General features: G+C 61.1%; 18 protein-coding genes. 11 read left to right on the top strand and 7 right to left on the bottom strand.

The window, feature by feature from the left end; genetic code table 11:
* Window position 1: 1 nt before the first annotated feature.
* The 7 genes from DK847_RS06655 to DK847_RS06630 are packed head-to-tail and all read left to right on the top strand — an operon-like array spanning window position 2 to window position 3714.
* On the top strand, window positions 2-523 hold the full coding sequence (locus DK847_RS06655; protein ID WP_111197045.1) for a hypothetical protein: 522 nt from the start codon (window positions 2-4) through the stop codon (window positions 521-523).
* A gap of 9 nt (window positions 524-532) precedes the next feature.
* Complete coding sequence (locus DK847_RS20765) at window positions 533-2185, top strand: hypothetical protein (RefSeq protein WP_111197043.1); 1653 nt, start codon at window positions 533-535, stop codon at window positions 2183-2185.
* Window positions 2182-2388 (top strand): hypothetical protein, encoded by a 207-nt coding sequence (locus tag DK847_RS06645; RefSeq protein ID WP_146256062.1) that lies wholly within the window; start codon window positions 2182-2184, stop codon window positions 2386-2388. Before DK847_RS20765 ends, DK847_RS06645 begins: the two co-directional genes overlap by 4 nt.
* An 8-nt stretch (window positions 2389-2396) precedes the next feature.
* Window positions 2397-2723, top strand: a complete 327-nt coding sequence (locus DK847_RS06640; RefSeq protein WP_111197039.1) for a hypothetical protein — start codon at window positions 2397-2399, stop codon at window positions 2721-2723.
* Between the two features lie 3 nt (window positions 2724-2726).
* Window positions 2727-3269, top strand: coding sequence for a TIGR02594 family protein (locus tag DK847_RS06635; RefSeq protein WP_111197037.1), 543 nt, complete (start codon window positions 2727-2729; stop codon window positions 3267-3269).
* A gap of 11 nt (window positions 3270-3280) precedes the next feature.
* Window positions 3281-3454: a hypothetical protein gene (locus DK847_RS20560; protein ID WP_161957178.1), complete on the top strand. Its 174-nt coding sequence runs from the start codon at window positions 3281-3283 to the stop codon at window positions 3452-3454.
* 2 nt (window positions 3455-3456) lie between these two features.
* Window positions 3457-3714: a hypothetical protein gene (locus DK847_RS06630; protein ID WP_111197035.1), complete on the top strand. Its 258-nt coding sequence runs from the start codon at window positions 3457-3459 to the stop codon at window positions 3712-3714.
* Window position 3715: 1 nt separating this feature from the next.
* Here DK847_RS06630 and DK847_RS06625 read toward each other — a convergent pair whose 3' ends face one another.
* Window positions 3716-4510, bottom strand: a complete 795-nt coding sequence (locus tag DK847_RS06625; RefSeq protein ID WP_111197033.1) for an SDR family NAD(P)-dependent oxidoreductase — start codon at window positions 4508-4510, stop codon at window positions 3716-3718.
* Window positions 4511-4541: 31 nt separating this feature from the next.
* Window positions 4542-5654: an iron-containing alcohol dehydrogenase gene (locus DK847_RS06620; protein WP_111197031.1), complete on the bottom strand. Its 1113-nt coding sequence runs from the start codon at window positions 5652-5654 to the stop codon at window positions 4542-4544.
* Window positions 5655-5738: 84 nt separating this feature from the next.
* Between DK847_RS06620 and DK847_RS06615 the strand changes: the two genes are divergently transcribed.
* The 3 genes from DK847_RS06615 (at window position 5739) to DK847_RS06605 (ending at window position 8804) form a co-directional block, all read left to right on the top strand.
* Window positions 5739-6440, top strand: coding sequence for a GntR family transcriptional regulator (locus tag DK847_RS06615; RefSeq protein ID WP_111197030.1), 702 nt, complete (start codon window positions 5739-5741; stop codon window positions 6438-6440).
* Entirely contained in the window at window positions 6437-7945 is a 1509-nt protein-coding gene (locus DK847_RS06610) for a GMC oxidoreductase (protein WP_111197028.1), read from the top strand. The genes DK847_RS06615 and DK847_RS06610 overlap by 4 nt, the downstream gene beginning before the upstream one ends.
* Before the next feature lie 64 nt (window positions 7946-8009).
* Complete coding sequence (locus DK847_RS06605; RefSeq protein WP_111197027.1) at window positions 8010-8804, top strand: class I fructose-bisphosphate aldolase; 795 nt, start codon at window positions 8010-8012, stop codon at window positions 8802-8804.
* Window positions 8805-9351: 547 nt separating this feature from the next.
* Here the strand turns inward: DK847_RS06605 and hemA are convergent.
* Complete coding sequence (hemA, locus tag DK847_RS06600; protein WP_111197026.1) at window positions 9352-10563, bottom strand: 5-aminolevulinate synthase; 1212 nt, start codon at window positions 10561-10563, stop codon at window positions 9352-9354.
* Window positions 10564-10700: 137 nt separating this feature from the next.
* On the opposite strand from hemA, the gene DK847_RS21120 reads away from it, so the two are divergent.
* Entirely contained in the window at window positions 10701-11213 is a 513-nt protein-coding gene (locus DK847_RS21120; protein ID WP_111197025.1) for an RrF2 family transcriptional regulator, read from the top strand.
* Window positions 11214-11264: 51 nt separating this feature from the next.
* Here the strand turns inward: DK847_RS21120 and DK847_RS06590 are convergent, their stop codons facing one another.
* The 4 genes from DK847_RS06590 to nirJ all read right to left on the bottom strand — a co-directional run bounded on the left by DK847_RS06590 (window position 11265) and on the right by nirJ (window position 15375).
* Window positions 11265-11642 (bottom strand): c-type cytochrome, encoded by a 378-nt coding sequence (locus DK847_RS06590; protein WP_111197024.1) that lies wholly within the window; start codon window positions 11640-11642, stop codon window positions 11265-11267.
* 269 nt (window positions 11643-11911) lie between these two features.
* Window positions 11912-12553: a hypothetical protein gene (locus tag DK847_RS06580; protein WP_204508250.1), complete on the bottom strand. Its 642-nt coding sequence runs from the start codon at window positions 12551-12553 to the stop codon at window positions 11912-11914.
* A gap of 70 nt (window positions 12554-12623) precedes the next feature.
* On the bottom strand, window positions 12624-14177 hold the full coding sequence (locus tag DK847_RS06575; RefSeq protein ID WP_111197020.1) for a cytochrome D1 domain-containing protein: 1554 nt from the start codon (window positions 14175-14177) through the stop codon (window positions 12624-12626).
* A complete protein-coding gene (gene nirJ / locus DK847_RS06570; protein WP_111197018.1) occupies window positions 14152-15375 on the bottom strand; it encodes a heme d1 biosynthesis radical SAM protein NirJ in 1224 nt (407 codons plus the stop codon). The genes DK847_RS06575 and nirJ overlap by 26 nt, the downstream gene beginning before the upstream one ends.
* Window position 15376 lies beyond the last annotated feature (1 nt).

Here is a 15376-nt window from a genome sequence, read left to right as displayed (position 1 = left end):
CATGGCAGCACCCTGTATCGGACCTTTCCAGCGCATCGTCGCGGTGAGCTGGTCGAGGGGCAGGATCCGGCTGCGCTACATCTGGACGGCAGGCGCCGGGCGCGATCTCGATACCAAGACCTGGGTGACTTTCGGCGGCAACATCCTGGGTGGTTCTGTCGGCTGGAGCTTCGGAGGTTCCGCCAGCACATACCGCCCCGGTTCCGTCCAGTTGCTGGACCTTCTCCACTGGGTATCGGGCGACAACACTAACCAGGGTGGCGAGGAATATGTCGACGCGAACCTCGACAACATGCTGGCCTATGCCGCGGCGTCCTCGGATCCCTCCCGTCAGATGGTGATCAACTGCGCGGCCCACTGGTACGGGGAGCCGGGCAATGGCCAGGTGTCTTTCCGGGTCGACTACCTCGAGGGGGCCTCAGGGCCTAGCCTCTCCCGGTCGGTGACCATCTCCACCCGCTACAACAACCCGCAGATCATCGGACGCATCCTGGTCAATGGGCCCCAGCTGCAATTCCTGTGAGGACAGAACATGACGATCACCTACCGGACGCCGGGCGTCTGGGGCCCCGGCAAGGGCGCCAACCTGACAGCAGGAGAGGTCGACGGGAACTTCCATGGCCTTGCCACAAGGCTTTCCGCCGTCGAAACCAACCCCGCTCAGCCCGCCCAGATCGAGGCCATCACCAGTTCGGGCTCTGCCCTGACGGTCATCATGGACAATGGCGACGTCTATGGCCCCCTGCCGGTGCCAGCCGTGGCGCTTCGCTTCATGGGAACCTGGGCGCCGAACACCTCCTACCTGAAGAACGACATCGTCCGTAACGGCAATGATGTCTTCTTCATCGCCGCCGACCACACCAGTGGCCCGGACTTCCTGCCAACCCAGACCATAGGCGGCGTACCCGTTTACCAGTTGATGTTCGATGGCGATGCCGCGGCCCGGAGTTCCGTGGGGCCGGTCTTCGACAACGACACGCACACCGGCATCAGCTATGCCCATGATCCGGTCTCTGGCGACATCACCTCCACGGTCGACTTCACGGCCGGGAGGGTGGAGTACTTCAATGCTGTCAGGGATTTCCTGTACTCCGGATCCCACACGGGGATCAGTTTTGCCTACGACTTTGCCAGTCAGCAGGTCAGCGCCACCGTCGACATCACGCAGTACACCGACGAACTGGCCCAGGATGCTGCGGCGACGGCGTTGTCGGCCGGAACCCATTCCGGGATCAGCTTCACCTATGACGATACGGCAAATTCCCTGTCTGCCGCCGTATCGCAGATCGCCTTCACGGGGCTCTCGGACGTGCCAACGAGCTATGCGGGGCATGGCGGCAAGCTGGTCACGGTGAGGACCGATGGCACAGGCCTCCAGTTCACGTCACCTGGAACGCTTCTCCCCGTTGCCGCTACGCCGCGCTTCATGGGCGCACAGGTCTATATGTCCGCCTCGACCGGGGCCCTCAACATCACGGCCGGCTATGCGGTGCCATTCAATTCCGAGGCCTTCGACACCGATGGGTTCCACGACACGGTCACCAACAATACCCGCTTGACCATTCCGGCGGGCCTTGGGATCAGGCGGGTCAAGCTGCACGCCTCCGTGCGCTTCTCCAGCATTGCAGCCGGTTCTGATAACTATGTCTCGATCCGCAAGAACGGCAGCGAAGTCTATTACGGCAGTGGTTCGCTTGACGCCGAGAACAGCGGTACGACCAGCCAGATCCTGAATGCGGCCACCAGCGTCGTCAGCGTCGTCGAGGGCGACTGGTTCGAACTGTTCCTCAGAACCTCAGACACCTCCGTCATTATCGAGGCTGACCGTACCGTCCTGACGCTCGAGGTGATCGAGGTCGAAGGCGGCATCAACATCGCAAACGTGCAGACCGACGCAGCGGCGGCGCGTACGCTCAGCATGGTCGACATCAACGCCTGCCTGCTGTTCGCCTCGGCCACTGCGACAACCGTCACCGTCCCGGCCAACGCGTCCGTTGCCTTTCCGATCGGGGCGGCCATCGAGTTGGAGCAGAGGGGTGCCGGCCAGGTGTCGATCGTTGGCGACGTCGGGGTGACGGTGAACAAGCCATCAACCCGCATGGCGGCGACGGCCGGGCAATACTCCGTGGTGCGGCTCCGAAAGACCGGGACCAACACCTGGACCCTGTCGGGAGACATGGCGTGATGATCCCGTTCCAGCGCGACACACTGCTTGAGATGGCGGCGGAACTCGAGGCGCGGGCCGACAAGGCCGCCTCGGAGATGCTCGCCCACAAGCGACGGATGCTCCAACTACGCCAGAGGGCCGCCGTGCTGCGCGAACTGGCCGGCGCCCCGGAGTCCGACCAAGCGCCTTTAGCGCCTTTTCCCTTTTCCACGACATTGTGAGGTGACCCATGGACCCGGTTCAGGCCGTGCTCGGGATCAAGGCGACACATCTGGTGGCCGGTGTGGCCGGAGGTGTGGTGCGCGCGCTGCTGTCCGGGGGCGGGTGGCTTGCGGCCATCTCCTCCGTGGTCATTGGCAGCCTGACCGCAGGCTACCTGACGACACCCGTCTACGCGGCGGCGAAGGCGTACTTCCCGGCGCTGACGGGTGACGCCTCAACCGAGCACGCGATCGGCTTCCTCGTCGGCCTGACCGCCATGCTGATCTGCGAGGGCGTGCTGCGCTTCATCCGTGGCTGGTCGCGCAACCCCAAACTTCCATACCCGGAGAACTGAACCATGGACCTTCCACGGCAATACGCCTGGCTTGAGCGTGAGCCGGGCCCGCGCCTCCTTGTCGAGGCGCTCAAGACCTACGGCACCATCGAGAAGCCGGGAGCGGGGTCGAACCCATCGATACTGGCTTGGGCGAAGGTCACGGGCCTCGATCGCATCTACCGCAGCGACGCGACCGCCTGGTGCGGGCTTTGGATGGCCTATGTGGCGCTGCAGGCCGGCTGGGATGTTCCCCTGAACCCTCTGGGCGCCCGCAACTGGCTGGCCTTCGGCGTGCCCCAGCAGAAGCCCGCCTTAGGCGATGTCCTCGTCTTCTGGCGGGGGACGTCAGGCGGCTTCAACGGCCATGTGGGGCTCTATGTCGGCGAGGACGCCCAGGCCTTCCATGTTCTCGGCGGCAACCAGTCCGACCGGGTGATGATCAAGCGCATCGCCAAGAACCGCCTTCTCGGGGCCCGGCGCTGCCCCTGGAGGATCAATCAGCCGGTTGCAGTCCGACCTGTCGTGCTGGCGGCCAACGGCGCCCTTTCCACCAACGAAGCATAGGAGAAACTCGCTTGTTCACGTCGATCGACAAGGCGCTCGTTGCCGCCATCATGGGCATCCTGTTCATTGTCCAGACCTACACCGGGTTCAGCATGGCCTGGGCGACCCCTGACACCATTGCCACCATCATCGGTCTCGTCACCCCGGTGCTGGTCTGGGCCATCCCCAACAAGAAGGTGGTCTGAGCATGAGCTGGCAGGAGGGCGTTGCGATAGCCGTGGTGCTCCTAGGCCTTGGGGCCGGGGCATTCCTCGTGGCGCAGCGGCCCTCCTTCTGGATCGAGTTCGGGTCTCGGGTGGCGAAGGCGCTGCTGCCGCTGGCGTGGCAGTTCGTCGGCAAGAGGATGCCGCCGGAGGAGGAGGCTGCGTGGCGTGAGGCCGAGAGGCGGGGGCAGGGAGATGAGTGGCTGAGGGAGCGGCGGCAGAAGCAGTGGAAAGCTGATTAAGCTAGCGCAGTGTTAATCCGCCATCAATCGTGATGACCTCGCCGGTGGTGAAACTTGCAGCATCTGACGCGAGATAGACAGTGGCGCCCACCAGTTCCTCGACGCTGCCAATACGATTCTGGACAGCTCCCTTGGCCCACTGGTTATTGACCACATCCGGATGATCGCGCAGCACCTCTTCGGTGAGTTCAGTCAACACGTAGCCGGGTGCTATGGCGTTGACGCGGATGTTGTGCTCCGCCCATTCGGTGGCAAGGCACTTGGTGAGCATGTGGACGCCGGCCTTCGAGACATTGTAGGCGGCATGCCGGAACGGCCAGTTAACGATGCGGCCTGACATCGAGCCGACCGAGATGATGGTGCCGGATTTCTGCGCGATCATCTTCCGGCCCACGGCGCGCGACATCAGGAACACGCCATCGAGGTTCACCGCCATGGTCCAACGCCAGTCATCAAGGCTGCAGTCCTCGGCGGCAGCCGGCAGAACGATTCCGGCATTGTTGATGAGAATGTCGATCCGCCCGCAGCGTGCAGCGACCTCGTCCGCCACGCGGATGGTATCTGCCTCGCTGGCGACATTGGCCTTGATGACCATGGCATCGCGGCCCGCGGCCCTGATCCCCGCGGCCACGGCCTCGCCGCGCTCCACCGTGTTCTGGACGACGATGGCGACATCCGCGCCGTGCGCCGCGAGGCCCTCGGCCAGCGCCTTGCCGATGCCGCGCGAGCCGCCGGTGACGATGGCCTTCTTGCCTGCGAGGCTGAAGATGCCACGATAGTCCGAAACGTCAGTCATTTGATCCTCCCGGCCTTGGGCGTGTCGTGATTCAGCAGCTCTCGCGCATGATGACGAGGTAGTCGTCTGCGGTCGGCGTGCGGGGATTGGTGGCGTGGCAATGATCCTTCAGGGCGTCTTCTGCGACGGGACGAAGCATCTCCTCGGTGACGCCCATGGCTGCGAGGCCTGCAGGCATGCCGAGGCGCTGGTTGAGCTTCGCCACTGCGACGTCGGGTGCTTCGCCGAAGAAGCTCTGGAGCTGATCCCACTTGGCGCCGATGGCCGGGCGGTTGAATCGCAGCACGGCGGGCATCAGCACGGCGTTGAGCGTGCCGTGGTGCAGGTTGAGCTGGCGGATGGCGCCGAGCGGGTGGGTAAGGGCGTGAACGGCGCCGAGACCCTTCTGGAAGGCCAGTGCGCCCTCGAGCGCGCAGACCATCATGTCATTGCGCGCCGACTTGTCGGACCCATCTCTCACGGCCTTCTCAATGGAGCGCCAGCCGCGCGCGAGCCCGTCTAGCGCGATGGCATCGGCCGGCGGGTTGAAGGCGGGGGCCATGAAGGTCTCAAGACAGTGCGAGATGGCGTCCATCCCCGTCGCCGCGGTGAGGCCCGGCGGCAGGCCGTAGGTGAGTTCGGGATCGCACAGCGCGATGGAGGGCAGCATGTGCGGCGAGATGATGCCGAGCTTGCGGCCTTCCGCGGTGATGATGACGGCGGCGCGGCCGACTTCCGAGCCGGTGCCGGCGGTCGTCGGAATGGCGATGAGCGGGCAGATGCGGCCATGAATGCGGGCGAGGCCGCCGGCCACCAGTGTGTATTGTGCCAGCGGGCCATCATGGCCCGTCAGCAGACGCACACCCTTGGCAAGGTCGAGGGCCGAGCCGCCGCCCAGCCCGATGATGCCATCGCAGCCTTCGGCCACATACTGCGCATGGGCGGCGAGCACCGCCTCTTCGGTCGGGTTGGCCGGCGTGCCGTCGAAGATGGCGGGCGGCGCCTTCAGCAGGGCGGCGATGCGCTGGACCATGCCGGTGGCAACGAGGCCGCGGTCGGTACAGAGCAGGGGGCGCTTCACGCCGAGAAGATCGAGGAACTCCTGCAGCCGCGATACCTGGCCTTCGCCGAACTCCACGCGGGTGAGATAGCTGATGGTGCTCATGGCGCGTCTTTCTGCTTGTCAGCCCAACTGATATATGAGTTACTAGGCGCAGAACGCCGCCAACCTGTCAAGCGCTTGAAAGTAATGGCAGAGAAGAACCCCGCCAAAGCCGATCAGATATATGAGCAGCTTCGCCGCGCCATCGTCCGGCTGGAGATGCAGCCCGGGACGGCCATCTCGGAAAAGGACATCTGCGCCCAGTTCAATGTCTCCCGAACGCCAGTGCGCGAGGCGCTGCAGCGGCTGGCCGAGGAAGACCTGGTCGACATCTTCCCCCATTCCGGCACCTGGGTGAGCCGCATCTCGTTTGCCCTGGCGGAGGAGGGCTTCGTGCTGCGCCGGGCGCTGGAGGTGGAAAGCGTGCGCAAGGCTGCGGCACTCATCACCGGTGCCGGCATCGCAGAACTCGAGCTCATCGTGGCGCGGATGCACCGCATCCTGCGCGAGGACCGGCTGGCGGATTACCTCGAGGTCGACGACGCCTTCCATGCCGCCATTGCCCGCGTCAGCGGCTATCCGCGGATCTGGAAGTTCATCGGCCTTGCCAAGGTGCAGCTGGACCGCATGCGGCAGCTCTCGGCCCCGGTACCAGGCCACCTCGCCGAGGTGACGGAGCAGCACGCGGCAATCGTGCAGGCGCTGGGGCGGCGCAACGCCATGCAGGCGGAACTCGCCATGCGCATCCACCTCGACCAGTCATTCGAGGTGATGGCGTCGATCTATCCGGGCCAGCCCGCGCTGTTTGCGGAAGCGGCCCGGCACGTGTCAGTCGAGAGGGCCGGATGAGCGGTGTGAAATCATCCTATGACGTGGTGATTGTCGGTGCGGGTGTCGGCGGCGGGGCCATGGCCAACCGGCTGGCGCAGGCAGGCCGCAAGGTGCTGGTCATTGAGCGCGGCACCAGGCTTCCGCGCGAGGCCGACAACTGGAGCGTCAAGGCCGTCTTCCACGACCGGAAATATTCGACGCGGGAAACCTGGCGCGATCGCAGCGGTGCCGAGTTCACGCCGTCGACCTATTACTATGTCGGCGGCAATTCCAAGTTCTTCGGCACGGCGACGCTGCGCTTCCGCGAGCAGGACTTCGAAGGCATGGAGCACGAAGCCGGGCGAACCCCCGCCTGGCCCATCCGCTATGCCGATCTCGAACCCTATTATGCCGTGGCCGAGAAGCTGATGGGCACCCACGGCGAGCAGGGGCTCGACCCCACCGAGCCGCCGCGGTCCGCACCCTTCCCGCATCCCGCCATCGGTCATGAACCCGAGATCGAGGCCTTCAACACGAAGCTGAAGGCCAAGGGGCTCCACCCCTTTCCCTTGCCCGTGGCCATCGACCTGCACGCCGGCGGCAAATGCATCCGCTGCCGCACCTGCGATGGCTTTGCCTGCAAGATCGGCGCGAAGAACGACGCCGAGGTGCGCCTTGTCGACCCGGCCCTGGCCACAGGCAATGTCGATCTCATCCTCGAAACCTATGTGCACCGCTTCCTCACCGATCCATCCGGCCGCAAGGTGACGGGGGTCGAGATCGAGCAGAAGGGCGAGCGGCGGGTGATTTCTGGCGGCGTGTTCATCTCCAGTGCCGGCGCCATCAATTCGGCGGCCTTGCTGCTGCGCTCCGCCAATGACAGGCACCCGAGGGGGCTGGCGAACTCCTCCGACCTGCTCGGCCGCAACTATATGGCCCACAACAACACGGCCATGATGGCGGTGAACCCCTTCAAGAAGAACCACGTGGTCTTCCAGAAGTCGCTGTGCGTCAACGACTACTATCTGAAGAACGAGGTGAGACCCTATCCACTCGGCAATGTTCAGGGGCTGGGCAAGCTGCAGGGAGGCATGCTCACCGCGAACATGCGCTGGGTACCCGAAAGCCTGATGAGTTGGTTCGCCGAACGTAGCGTCGACTGGTGGATCATGTCGGAGGACCTGCCGGACCCCAACAACCGGGTCACGGTAGATGGCGACGGCAAGATCCGCGTATCCTACACGCCCAACAACCTGAAATCCCACGGCGAGCTCGTCAGCCACTGGACCAGTCTGATGAAGAGCCTCGGCTATCCGATCGTCATCACTCAGAAGATGGACATCACCGTCGCCATGCACCAGTGCGGCACGGCGCGCTTCGGCAGTGATCCTGCGACATCGGTTCTCGATTCCAACTGCAAGGCCTGGGATCTCGACAATCTCTATGTCGTCGATGCCTCGTTCCTGCCGTCGTCAACGGCGGTGAACCCCTCGCTAACCATCGTGGCGCAGGCGGTGAAAACGGCAGAGCATCTTCTTCAGTGATGAGCTGTTGGCCGAACGACCTCAATGATCACCTGACTGCTTTCATGCCGCGACGAGGAGCCAAATGACCAACCGCTATTCGACCAACTATCGCATGAACCGTGTTCTGCGCCCCGATCGCGCTGCGCTGATCGTGCCCATTGACCATGGCCTGGTGTGGGGCAGGGTAAAGTCACTGGAAGCTCCTGTGGAGGTGATGAAGCGCTTCATTCCGGAAGACATTACGGGGTTCATGGTATCGACCGGAATCGTCAAGCAGTCCGAAGTCGAACTCGCCAAGGCGTCACACCTCGCGCGGGTTCTGGCCATAGACGCCTTCTGGCCGACGGGTGCGCCTGACACGGGTACTGGTACGCTGGTCGCGAGTGTCGAGGATGCGGCTCGCCTTGGAGTCGATTGCGTCAAGCTATTGCTGCCGTGGAACGTCAATGATGCTGAGAAGGTGCTCTATTGCAAACGCATCGGCACGGTCGTGTCGGAGGCCTCAAAGTGGCACATTCCCGTCATGGTCGAACCGGTCTTCCTCGCCGCGCCGCGTACTCCTGAGATTATCGAGGCCGAGCTGGAAGTAGCCCGTGTCGGCTACGACCTCGGGGCCGACATCATCAAGATCACCTTCCCGGGGCCCGATGCAACGGCGAAACTCTGTGCTGAGCTCAACATTCCGATAGTCGTTGCCGGAGGACCGTTGAGTGGCGACAAGGACTCAACCCTGAAAGACATCCGTGAAGCCATCGAGGCCGGAGCCCAGGGCGTTGTCGTCGGCCGCAAGATCTGGCAGCGGCCGGAACAAGAGGCAAGCAGCCTGATAAAGGAAGTTGCCGCTATCACGCGAAAATCCTTCAGCCGGCGCTGGTAGCGGAGCGTCGCAGCGGTCATCCTTCTGGATCGAGTTCGCGTCACGACATGGCAGGGTGCTGCTGCCGCTGGCATGGCGCTATGTCTCGAAGAGACTGCCGGCGGAGGAGGATGTGTGGCGCGAGGCCGAGAGGCGGGGGCAGGGGGATGAGTGGTCGAGGGGGCGCTTCGACTCAGAAGTAGGTGAACTCAGCGTGTGGCGCCCCTACAACGGTCAGGCTTAACTGTGGAAAGCGAATACGCAATCAGTAATGCTTCTGAAGTCACTTGCCTCGATACATGAGGCGTTTGAGAGAGATTCGGATGGCGGCAAGCATCTCATCTTGGGGAATGAACGAGTGCTTGGGTGCGAGTGCCGCGGCTATCAAGTTGGCTGATATGCAATTGTTAGGCGAAGATCCAATTGATGCCCCGACAAGTGCGTCTACTGCGGTTTTTAACTTCAACTGTCATATCTCCTGCTGTCCATTGGACGCGAATTGCCCTCAATCTATTTCACCTGATGGTCTAGAGGCCGCTGGGCGTCGCTGCGGTTCTCCAATCCGCCATCAGGCAACCGCCCTAGACAGGGCGCATTGCGACCAAAGCTCGGAGAGGGCGGTCACCAGTTGGTCGATGTCGGCATCGCTGTGCAAGGGGGTCGGGGTGATGCGCAGCCGCTCGGTGCCACGCGGCACGGTGGGGTAGTTGATGGGCTGGATGTAGATGCCATGCTGCGAGAGCAGGATGTCGCTGATCCACTTGCACTTCTTGGCATCGCCCACCATCACCGGAACGATGTGGCTGCTGTTCGCCATGTAAGGTACGCCCGCCTGGTCCAGCTTCTTGCGCAGCCGTGCAACCCGGTCCTTTTGGCGCATGCGCTCGAACTGCGAGGCCTTGAGATGGCGGATCGAGGCAGCGGCACCTGCGGCGCAGTGCGGCGGCAGGGCGGTGGTGAAGATGAAGCCTGAGGCGAAGCTGCGCACGAAGTCGCACAGCGCGGCGGAGCCGGTGATGTAGCCGCCGACGACGCCGAAGGCCTTGCCGAGGGTGCCCTCGATTACCGTGATGCGGTCCATCAGCCCCTCGCGCTCGGCAATTCCTCCTCCGCGCGGGCCATACATGCCCACCGCATGTACCTCGTCGAGATAGGTCATGGCGCCGTACTTGTTGGCGAGGTCGCAGATCTCCTTGATCGGGCCGATGTCGCCATCCATCGAATAGACCGACTCGAAGGCGATGAGCTTGGGGCGCGACGGATCGGCCGCCTTGAGCAGGCGCTCGAGGTCGACGAGGTCATTGTGCCTGAAGATGTGGCGCTCGGCGCGGCTGTGGCGAATGCCCTCGATCATCGAGGCATGGTTTCCGGCGTCCGAGAACACCATGCACCCGCGAATGCAGCTCGCCAGCGTGCCCAGCGCCGCCCAGTTCGAGACATAGCCGGAGGTGAAGAGCAGGGCGCCTTCCTTGCCGTGAAGGTCCGCCAGCTCGCGCTCGAGTTCGACATGGTAGTGGTTGGTGCCGGAAATGTTGCGCGTGCCGCCGGCGCCTGCGCCGCAGCGATCCAGCGCCTCGTGCATTGCCGCGATGACGGACGCGTTCTGGCCCATTCCCAAATAGTCGTTTGAGCACCAGACGGTGATCTCCTTCTTGTCCGGGCCGTAGTGCGTCGCTTTCGGGAAATTGCCCGCCTTGCGCTCGAGATCGGCGAAGACGCGGTAGCGGCCTTCGGTCTTCAGCGCGTCGAGTTCGGTCTGGAAAAAGCTTTCATAGTCCATCAGGGCACTCCGGAGAGGATCTAAAGTCTCCCGGCCAGATTCCGACACCTTCAGTTTATTGGCATTGACTTTGGTTAAATTGCCCTAAACTGTAGTCATGTGCCCTAACCGTGGATGCGCCAGGAACCGCGTACGCGATGGGGGAGAAAACCTGTGTGCGCCCTCTTGACTTTGGTCATTCAGTCTCGACGGAGTCTGTCTCAGTATCCTCCCAAAGGGAGAGTGGAGTGCAACTCACGCAATTCTCCGACTACGCTATAAGACTGCTCATGTTGCTCGCGATGGAGGAAGGGCACTCCATCACGATAGGGGATGCTGCGGCCACACTGAAACTATCAAAAAACCACCTCATCAAGATTGCCAACTTATTGGTCAGGAAAGACTTCATAGTTGGCACAAGAGGAAGAAGAGGCGGAATTCGCCTCAGCAGGAGTTCTGAAGATATCCGATTGGGAGACATAATCAGAGTGACCGAGCCAACTCTCCTGCCGGTACAATGCATGTCGACGCCGGGGGCGTGCAGCTTGGAGAACATATGCCGAGGTCCAATCTACCTCCAAGACGCAATGATGTCGTTCCTCAGTGAACTAGATAAGGCGACGTTGGCTGATCTTGTTCGAAATAGACGAAGCGCCAAATCCTCATGCTGACGGGGCAACTCCGGGCAAGTAACCCGCCCGGAGTTCTCAAGCGGTGGTTGATCAGGGCTTGGTCTTTAAATATGCAATGAGATCCATGACATCTTCGGGCTTCTTGAGGCCCGCAAACGCCATTTTTGTCTTGGGAACCCAGGCCTTTGGATCGGGAAGATAGGCAGCAAGGGTAGCTTCATCCCAAACCGCTCCCTCCTTGCCCTTGGCAAGCATGTCCTCAGAATACTTGAAACCTTCAACTGACGCGACCGGACGGCCGACGACGCCCTTGAGTGTTGGTCCAACCCTGTTGACGCCTTTGTCAACGTCATGGCAGGTCTTGCACTTAACGAACACCTTTTCTCCCTTTGCCGCATCGCCATCTGCGAGGGCAGGAAGGCACATGGCAGCAATAACTGCCGCCGCGATGATTGTAGTAATCTTCATGTTTGCTTTTCCCTTCTGTTGTTGCCTGTCATTAGTTCAACGTGACGCTTGGACAAGAAGTCGTTGCACCCATAGTGCTGATGCCCACGTGGCAGGAATGCCAAGGGGTAGCGAAAGCCAGACAGCAGACATGGGCGACAGCGTGCCAAGTCCAATCCAGCTCCCAAGAAGTGCTAGCATGAACAGATTAACTGCAACTGCCGCAGTCGCAAAGGGGTATAGCAACAGGCCGAGCTTCCAGACAGGCCATATGTCCTCGGCGCGCTTCTTCATGCCGCTATCCGCGTGGCGTAGCGTTCAAGGCCGGCCGCAATGACGCGTGGAACGGCCAGATGCGATCCAATGGCAGGAAGAATCGGGCCAGTGAAGCCGGCTCGAAGCATGGCATCAGGCACGTCATCGAGAACGTGGCTTGCGGTCAACGTGAAAAGTGGCAGGCAGAGAGCCCGTCCGAGATCACGTGCTGACTCCCCCAGATATGGCGGCTCTTCGATGAAGCCTGCCACGACTGCTTTAAACGGCAGAGCCGCGAGAAGTTGCTCGACCAACGCGAGAGTGGCAATGCGGGAAGCTGGCGAGACCTCGCTTCCGTGAGCGGCAAGCAGGAGCGAAGTCTCTTCCGGAATGAGATTTGCAGTGCGAGCGCCCGTCATCGCAGCTTCCGCTACAAGGGCAGGGATCGCCGGATCCGCTCCAAATGGTGGCAACTGCAGATAATTGCATCCAGCGCTACTCAGTCTCCTTGGTAGAATGTCACTCGTGAAGTAGCCCTGAGACATGAAGAATGGATAGATAAGGGGGCTGTCCACGCCGTGAAGTGCCGACTCGAGACTGCCTGGCGATGCCAAAGTTGCTCCACGTATCGTCCAATTCGGGAGCACATCCGAGACACTGGCCGCGAGAACTGCCATCGCCGCGTCCTGAGGTTGAGGAGTCCCTGGTGAGCCATGAGCAACAATAACGGCGTTATGCATGGTCATTCTAATGGCTCGTTCCATCCGAGAACGTGATCTTGTTCCACACATTATACTTGCCCGCTGGCTTTCGCATCGGCAGTCGCTTTACCTCTTCAAGGGTCTTGGCGTCATAGACGATGACCGCTCCATCATCCTCCCAGACCGAAACGAGTGCGTAGCGACCATCCCGCGTAAACTCCGTATGGGCAACGGTCTTCCCTGGTGCCGGATTGAGAGTCTTGACGATTTCAAGTGATTGCTTGTCGATGATGTGCATTTCGTCCTTGTGGGGGCCGAAGAACACATCAGCCCACACATACGGGCTGCTTTCATGACTACGCAAAAAGAAGCCTGGCCCATCCATTTTGATGGTTTTAATGAGCGTCCAGTTATCAATGTCGATGACGGAGAGAATACCCTCCTTGAGATGAGGTGTTGCCATGACGTGACGGCCTTGAGACTCCCACGTGATGCCTGAACCCAGATGCGGCATCCCGGGAAGTGGAAGTTCGGCAATTTCTCGTCCAACATCCAGGTTGACTACGACTCCTTTATCGCCCGCTCGATTGGAGCCAATGAGGTTCCTGTAGCCCGGCGTGAAGAAGAAATCGTCGAGGGGAGCAGATATCATGATCCTGCGGCGGGCGAACAATCCTCTTTCTGCGGCGAGAGACTCTTCCATTCCGGATTCGAAGCTGTGAACGAAGCCGTCGTGATACGGTCCAGCGTCTGGGGAGGTGGCGACTTCCCAAATCTCGGGAGCATCCTTCAGAGCCAGCACAAAGCTCTTGCGGTCTGGTGCCTGGTAGACGGCGGATACCCGCGATGGCGTACCGTCCTTCCCCTTTACGTCGATTACCTTAATGACGCTCAGATCTCTGGTGGAAATAATCGTAAGCGTATCCGGGAGGTAGTTCGCAACAGCGAGCCATTGGCCGTCATGGCTCATGGCAATATTTCGGCTATTCAAACCCGCTCGAATGCGTCCCACTTCCTTTAGAGACCATATGTCGTATTTCTGAACCCATCCGTCTCGCGACATGATGAACACATAGCGTCCGTCGGGACTGAACTTCGGGCCGCCATGAACTGCAAATGGAGTGGCGAAACGATCAAGAATGCTGAAATTGTCACCGTCGAGCACGCTGACATGGTGGTCCCCCGTCTCAACGACAAGAGTGATGTTCATTGGGTCGCCGCTGAACACCGGCCTCTCAGCGGGCTTGTAAGAGGTATCGAGAGTGCGGGTAGATGTTATGTCATCAGCAGTCCAGCTAGGCTCAAATGCCAGTGGTGTTGTCACATAGGAAGCAAGAGCGGAGATGTCTCCCTTGGAAAGGGTATCTCCAAAGGCGGGCATCTGGGTAGCGGGGCGACCGTTGGTGATGACCGACTCAAGAGTGTTGCCCTTCAGTTTTCCTAAACTTTCCGGGATCAAGGCCGGGCCTGTACCCCCCAACCTTGTGGGAGCGTGACATGAGGAGCAGTGCTCCTGAAACAGCGTGGCAGCGTCCGATCCAGCATATGCCTGACCGGCAAGAATGCACAGCAGGCTAATGGAAGCGATGAACCGGGTCATGACTCTTGCCGCGAAATGGAGTGAGTGGCAAGCGGGTCGTCTCCCCCAAAAGCCCGATTTCCTGGTTTGTAAGATAGCAGGCGGGATCCTCCTCCCAAGGGTCGCCAGACAATTGCAGGGCACGAATTCGTGTGTTGCCTCCGCAAACGGCCTTGAAGGCACAATCTCCGCAACGCCCCTTGAGAGGCCGGGGCCTCTGCCGGAGGGTTGCGAGCATAGGATCGTCTCCTGTCCAGAGCGTGGAGAATGCCTTCTCCTTCACGGAGCCAATCGTGTAATCGGACCAGTAGGTGTCTGGGTGTATGAGGCCTTGTGGATCGATGTTGGCCACTCCGACGCCGGATGAATTGCCTCCCCAGGCTTCGAGATGTGCTCTCACATGCTCAGACTTCTCCTCTCCGAGGTGTCGCATGATCCATCTCAGCAGGTAGACCGCATCAGCATCGTTATTGCCGGTGACGATCTCGAGAGGTCTGTCTTCCGCTACGGCGGCCCAGGCTCGATCGATCAGGAGATCCATTGCATTTCGGGTGCGCAAGTGACCAGTATCTTCGCCGCGGTGCTTGTCACCGCGCCCCGCGTAGACAAGGTGTGACAAGTAGAACTTATCCACACCTTCAGCATCGCAGAGATCAAGCATGTCAGGAAGTTGGCCTGCGTTGTCCTCCGTTATGGTGAACCGGAGACCGACCTTCACGCCCAGTGCCTTGCAAGCGCGGACGCCAGCCAGTGCGTCTGCAAATGCACCGTTCACACCACGAAACCAGTCGTTCGTTGCACCGATGCCATCCAGCGATATTCCAACATAGTCGAAGCCCAAATCGGCTACTCGGCGGGCATTCTCGCCAGTGAGTCGCGTACCGTTGGTGGATAGAGAGAGGTGGCGGAAGTTCAGATCACGGGCTCGTTGGGCGAGTTGGAAGAAGTCAAACCGAGCCAAGGGCTCACCGCCGGAAAGGATGAGCGCGGGGATGCGGAAGTCCGAGAGATCCTCAAGGATGGCCATGGCTTGTTCGTGTGAGAGCTCCCCTGGAAAGGGAATATCCGCCGAGGTTGTGTAGCAATGTCGACAGCGCAGGTTGCAGCGTCTGGTGAGGTTCCAGATGACGACAGGCTTGACACCTCCTGTGCCGTCTCCGCGGCGGCGAGGGGGCGTGGGATGAAACAGCTCCTTCATGTACTGGGTCAGTCTGAACATC

It is taken from the genome of Aestuariivirga litoralis, assembly GCF_003234965.1.
In the GTDB taxonomy this organism is placed as follows: Bacteria; Pseudomonadota; Alphaproteobacteria; order Rhizobiales; family Aestuariivirgaceae; genus Aestuariivirga; species Aestuariivirga litoralis.
This window is presented reverse-complemented; position numbering and strand designations above follow the sequence as displayed.

Coding starts and splice junctions, on each gene's coding strand:
- DK847_RS06655 (WP_111197045.1), top strand. CDS start 2: ATGGCAGCACCCTGTATCGGACCTTTCCAGCGCATCGTCGCGGTGAGC.
- DK847_RS20765 (WP_111197043.1), top strand. CDS start 533: ATGACGATCACCTACCGGACGCCGGGCGTCTGGGGCCCCGGCAAGGGC.
- DK847_RS06640 (WP_111197039.1), top strand. CDS start 2,397: ATGGACCCGGTTCAGGCCGTGCTCGGGATCAAGGCGACACATCTGGTG.
- DK847_RS06635 (WP_111197037.1), top strand. CDS start 2,727: ATGGACCTTCCACGGCAATACGCCTGGCTTGAGCGTGAGCCGGGCCCG.
- DK847_RS06630 (WP_111197035.1), top strand. CDS start 3,457: ATGAGCTGGCAGGAGGGCGTTGCGATAGCCGTGGTGCTCCTAGGCCTT.
- DK847_RS06625 (WP_111197033.1), bottom strand. CDS start 4,510: ATGACTGACGTTTCGGACTATCGTGGCATCTTCAGCCTCGCAGGCAAG.
- DK847_RS06620 (WP_111197031.1), bottom strand. CDS start 5,654: ATGAGCACCATCAGCTATCTCACCCGCGTGGAGTTCGGCGAAGGCCAG.
- DK847_RS06615 (WP_111197030.1), top strand. CDS start 5,739: ATGGCAGAGAAGAACCCCGCCAAAGCCGATCAGATATATGAGCAGCTT.
- DK847_RS06610 (WP_111197028.1), top strand. CDS start 6,437: ATGAGCGGTGTGAAATCATCCTATGACGTGGTGATTGTCGGTGCGGGT.
- DK847_RS06605 (WP_111197027.1), top strand. CDS start 8,010: ATGACCAACCGCTATTCGACCAACTATCGCATGAACCGTGTTCTGCGC.
- hemA (WP_111197026.1), bottom strand. CDS start 10,563: ATGGACTATGAAAGCTTTTTCCAGACCGAACTCGACGCGCTGAAGACC.
- DK847_RS21120 (WP_111197025.1), top strand. CDS start 10,701: ATGGGGGAGAAAACCTGTGTGCGCCCTCTTGACTTTGGTCATTCAGTC.
- DK847_RS06590 (WP_111197024.1), bottom strand. CDS start 11,642: ATGAAGATTACTACAATCATCGCGGCGGCAGTTATTGCTGCCATGTGC.
- DK847_RS06580 (WP_204508250.1), bottom strand. CDS start 12,553: ATGGCAGTTCTCGCGGCCAGTGTCTCGGATGTGCTCCCGAATTGGACG.
- DK847_RS06575 (WP_111197020.1), bottom strand. CDS start 14,177: ATGACCCGGTTCATCGCTTCCATTAGCCTGCTGTGCATTCTTGCCGGT.
- nirJ (WP_111197018.1), bottom strand. CDS start 15,375: ATGTTCAGACTGACCCAGTACATGAAGGAGCTGTTTCATCCCACGCCC.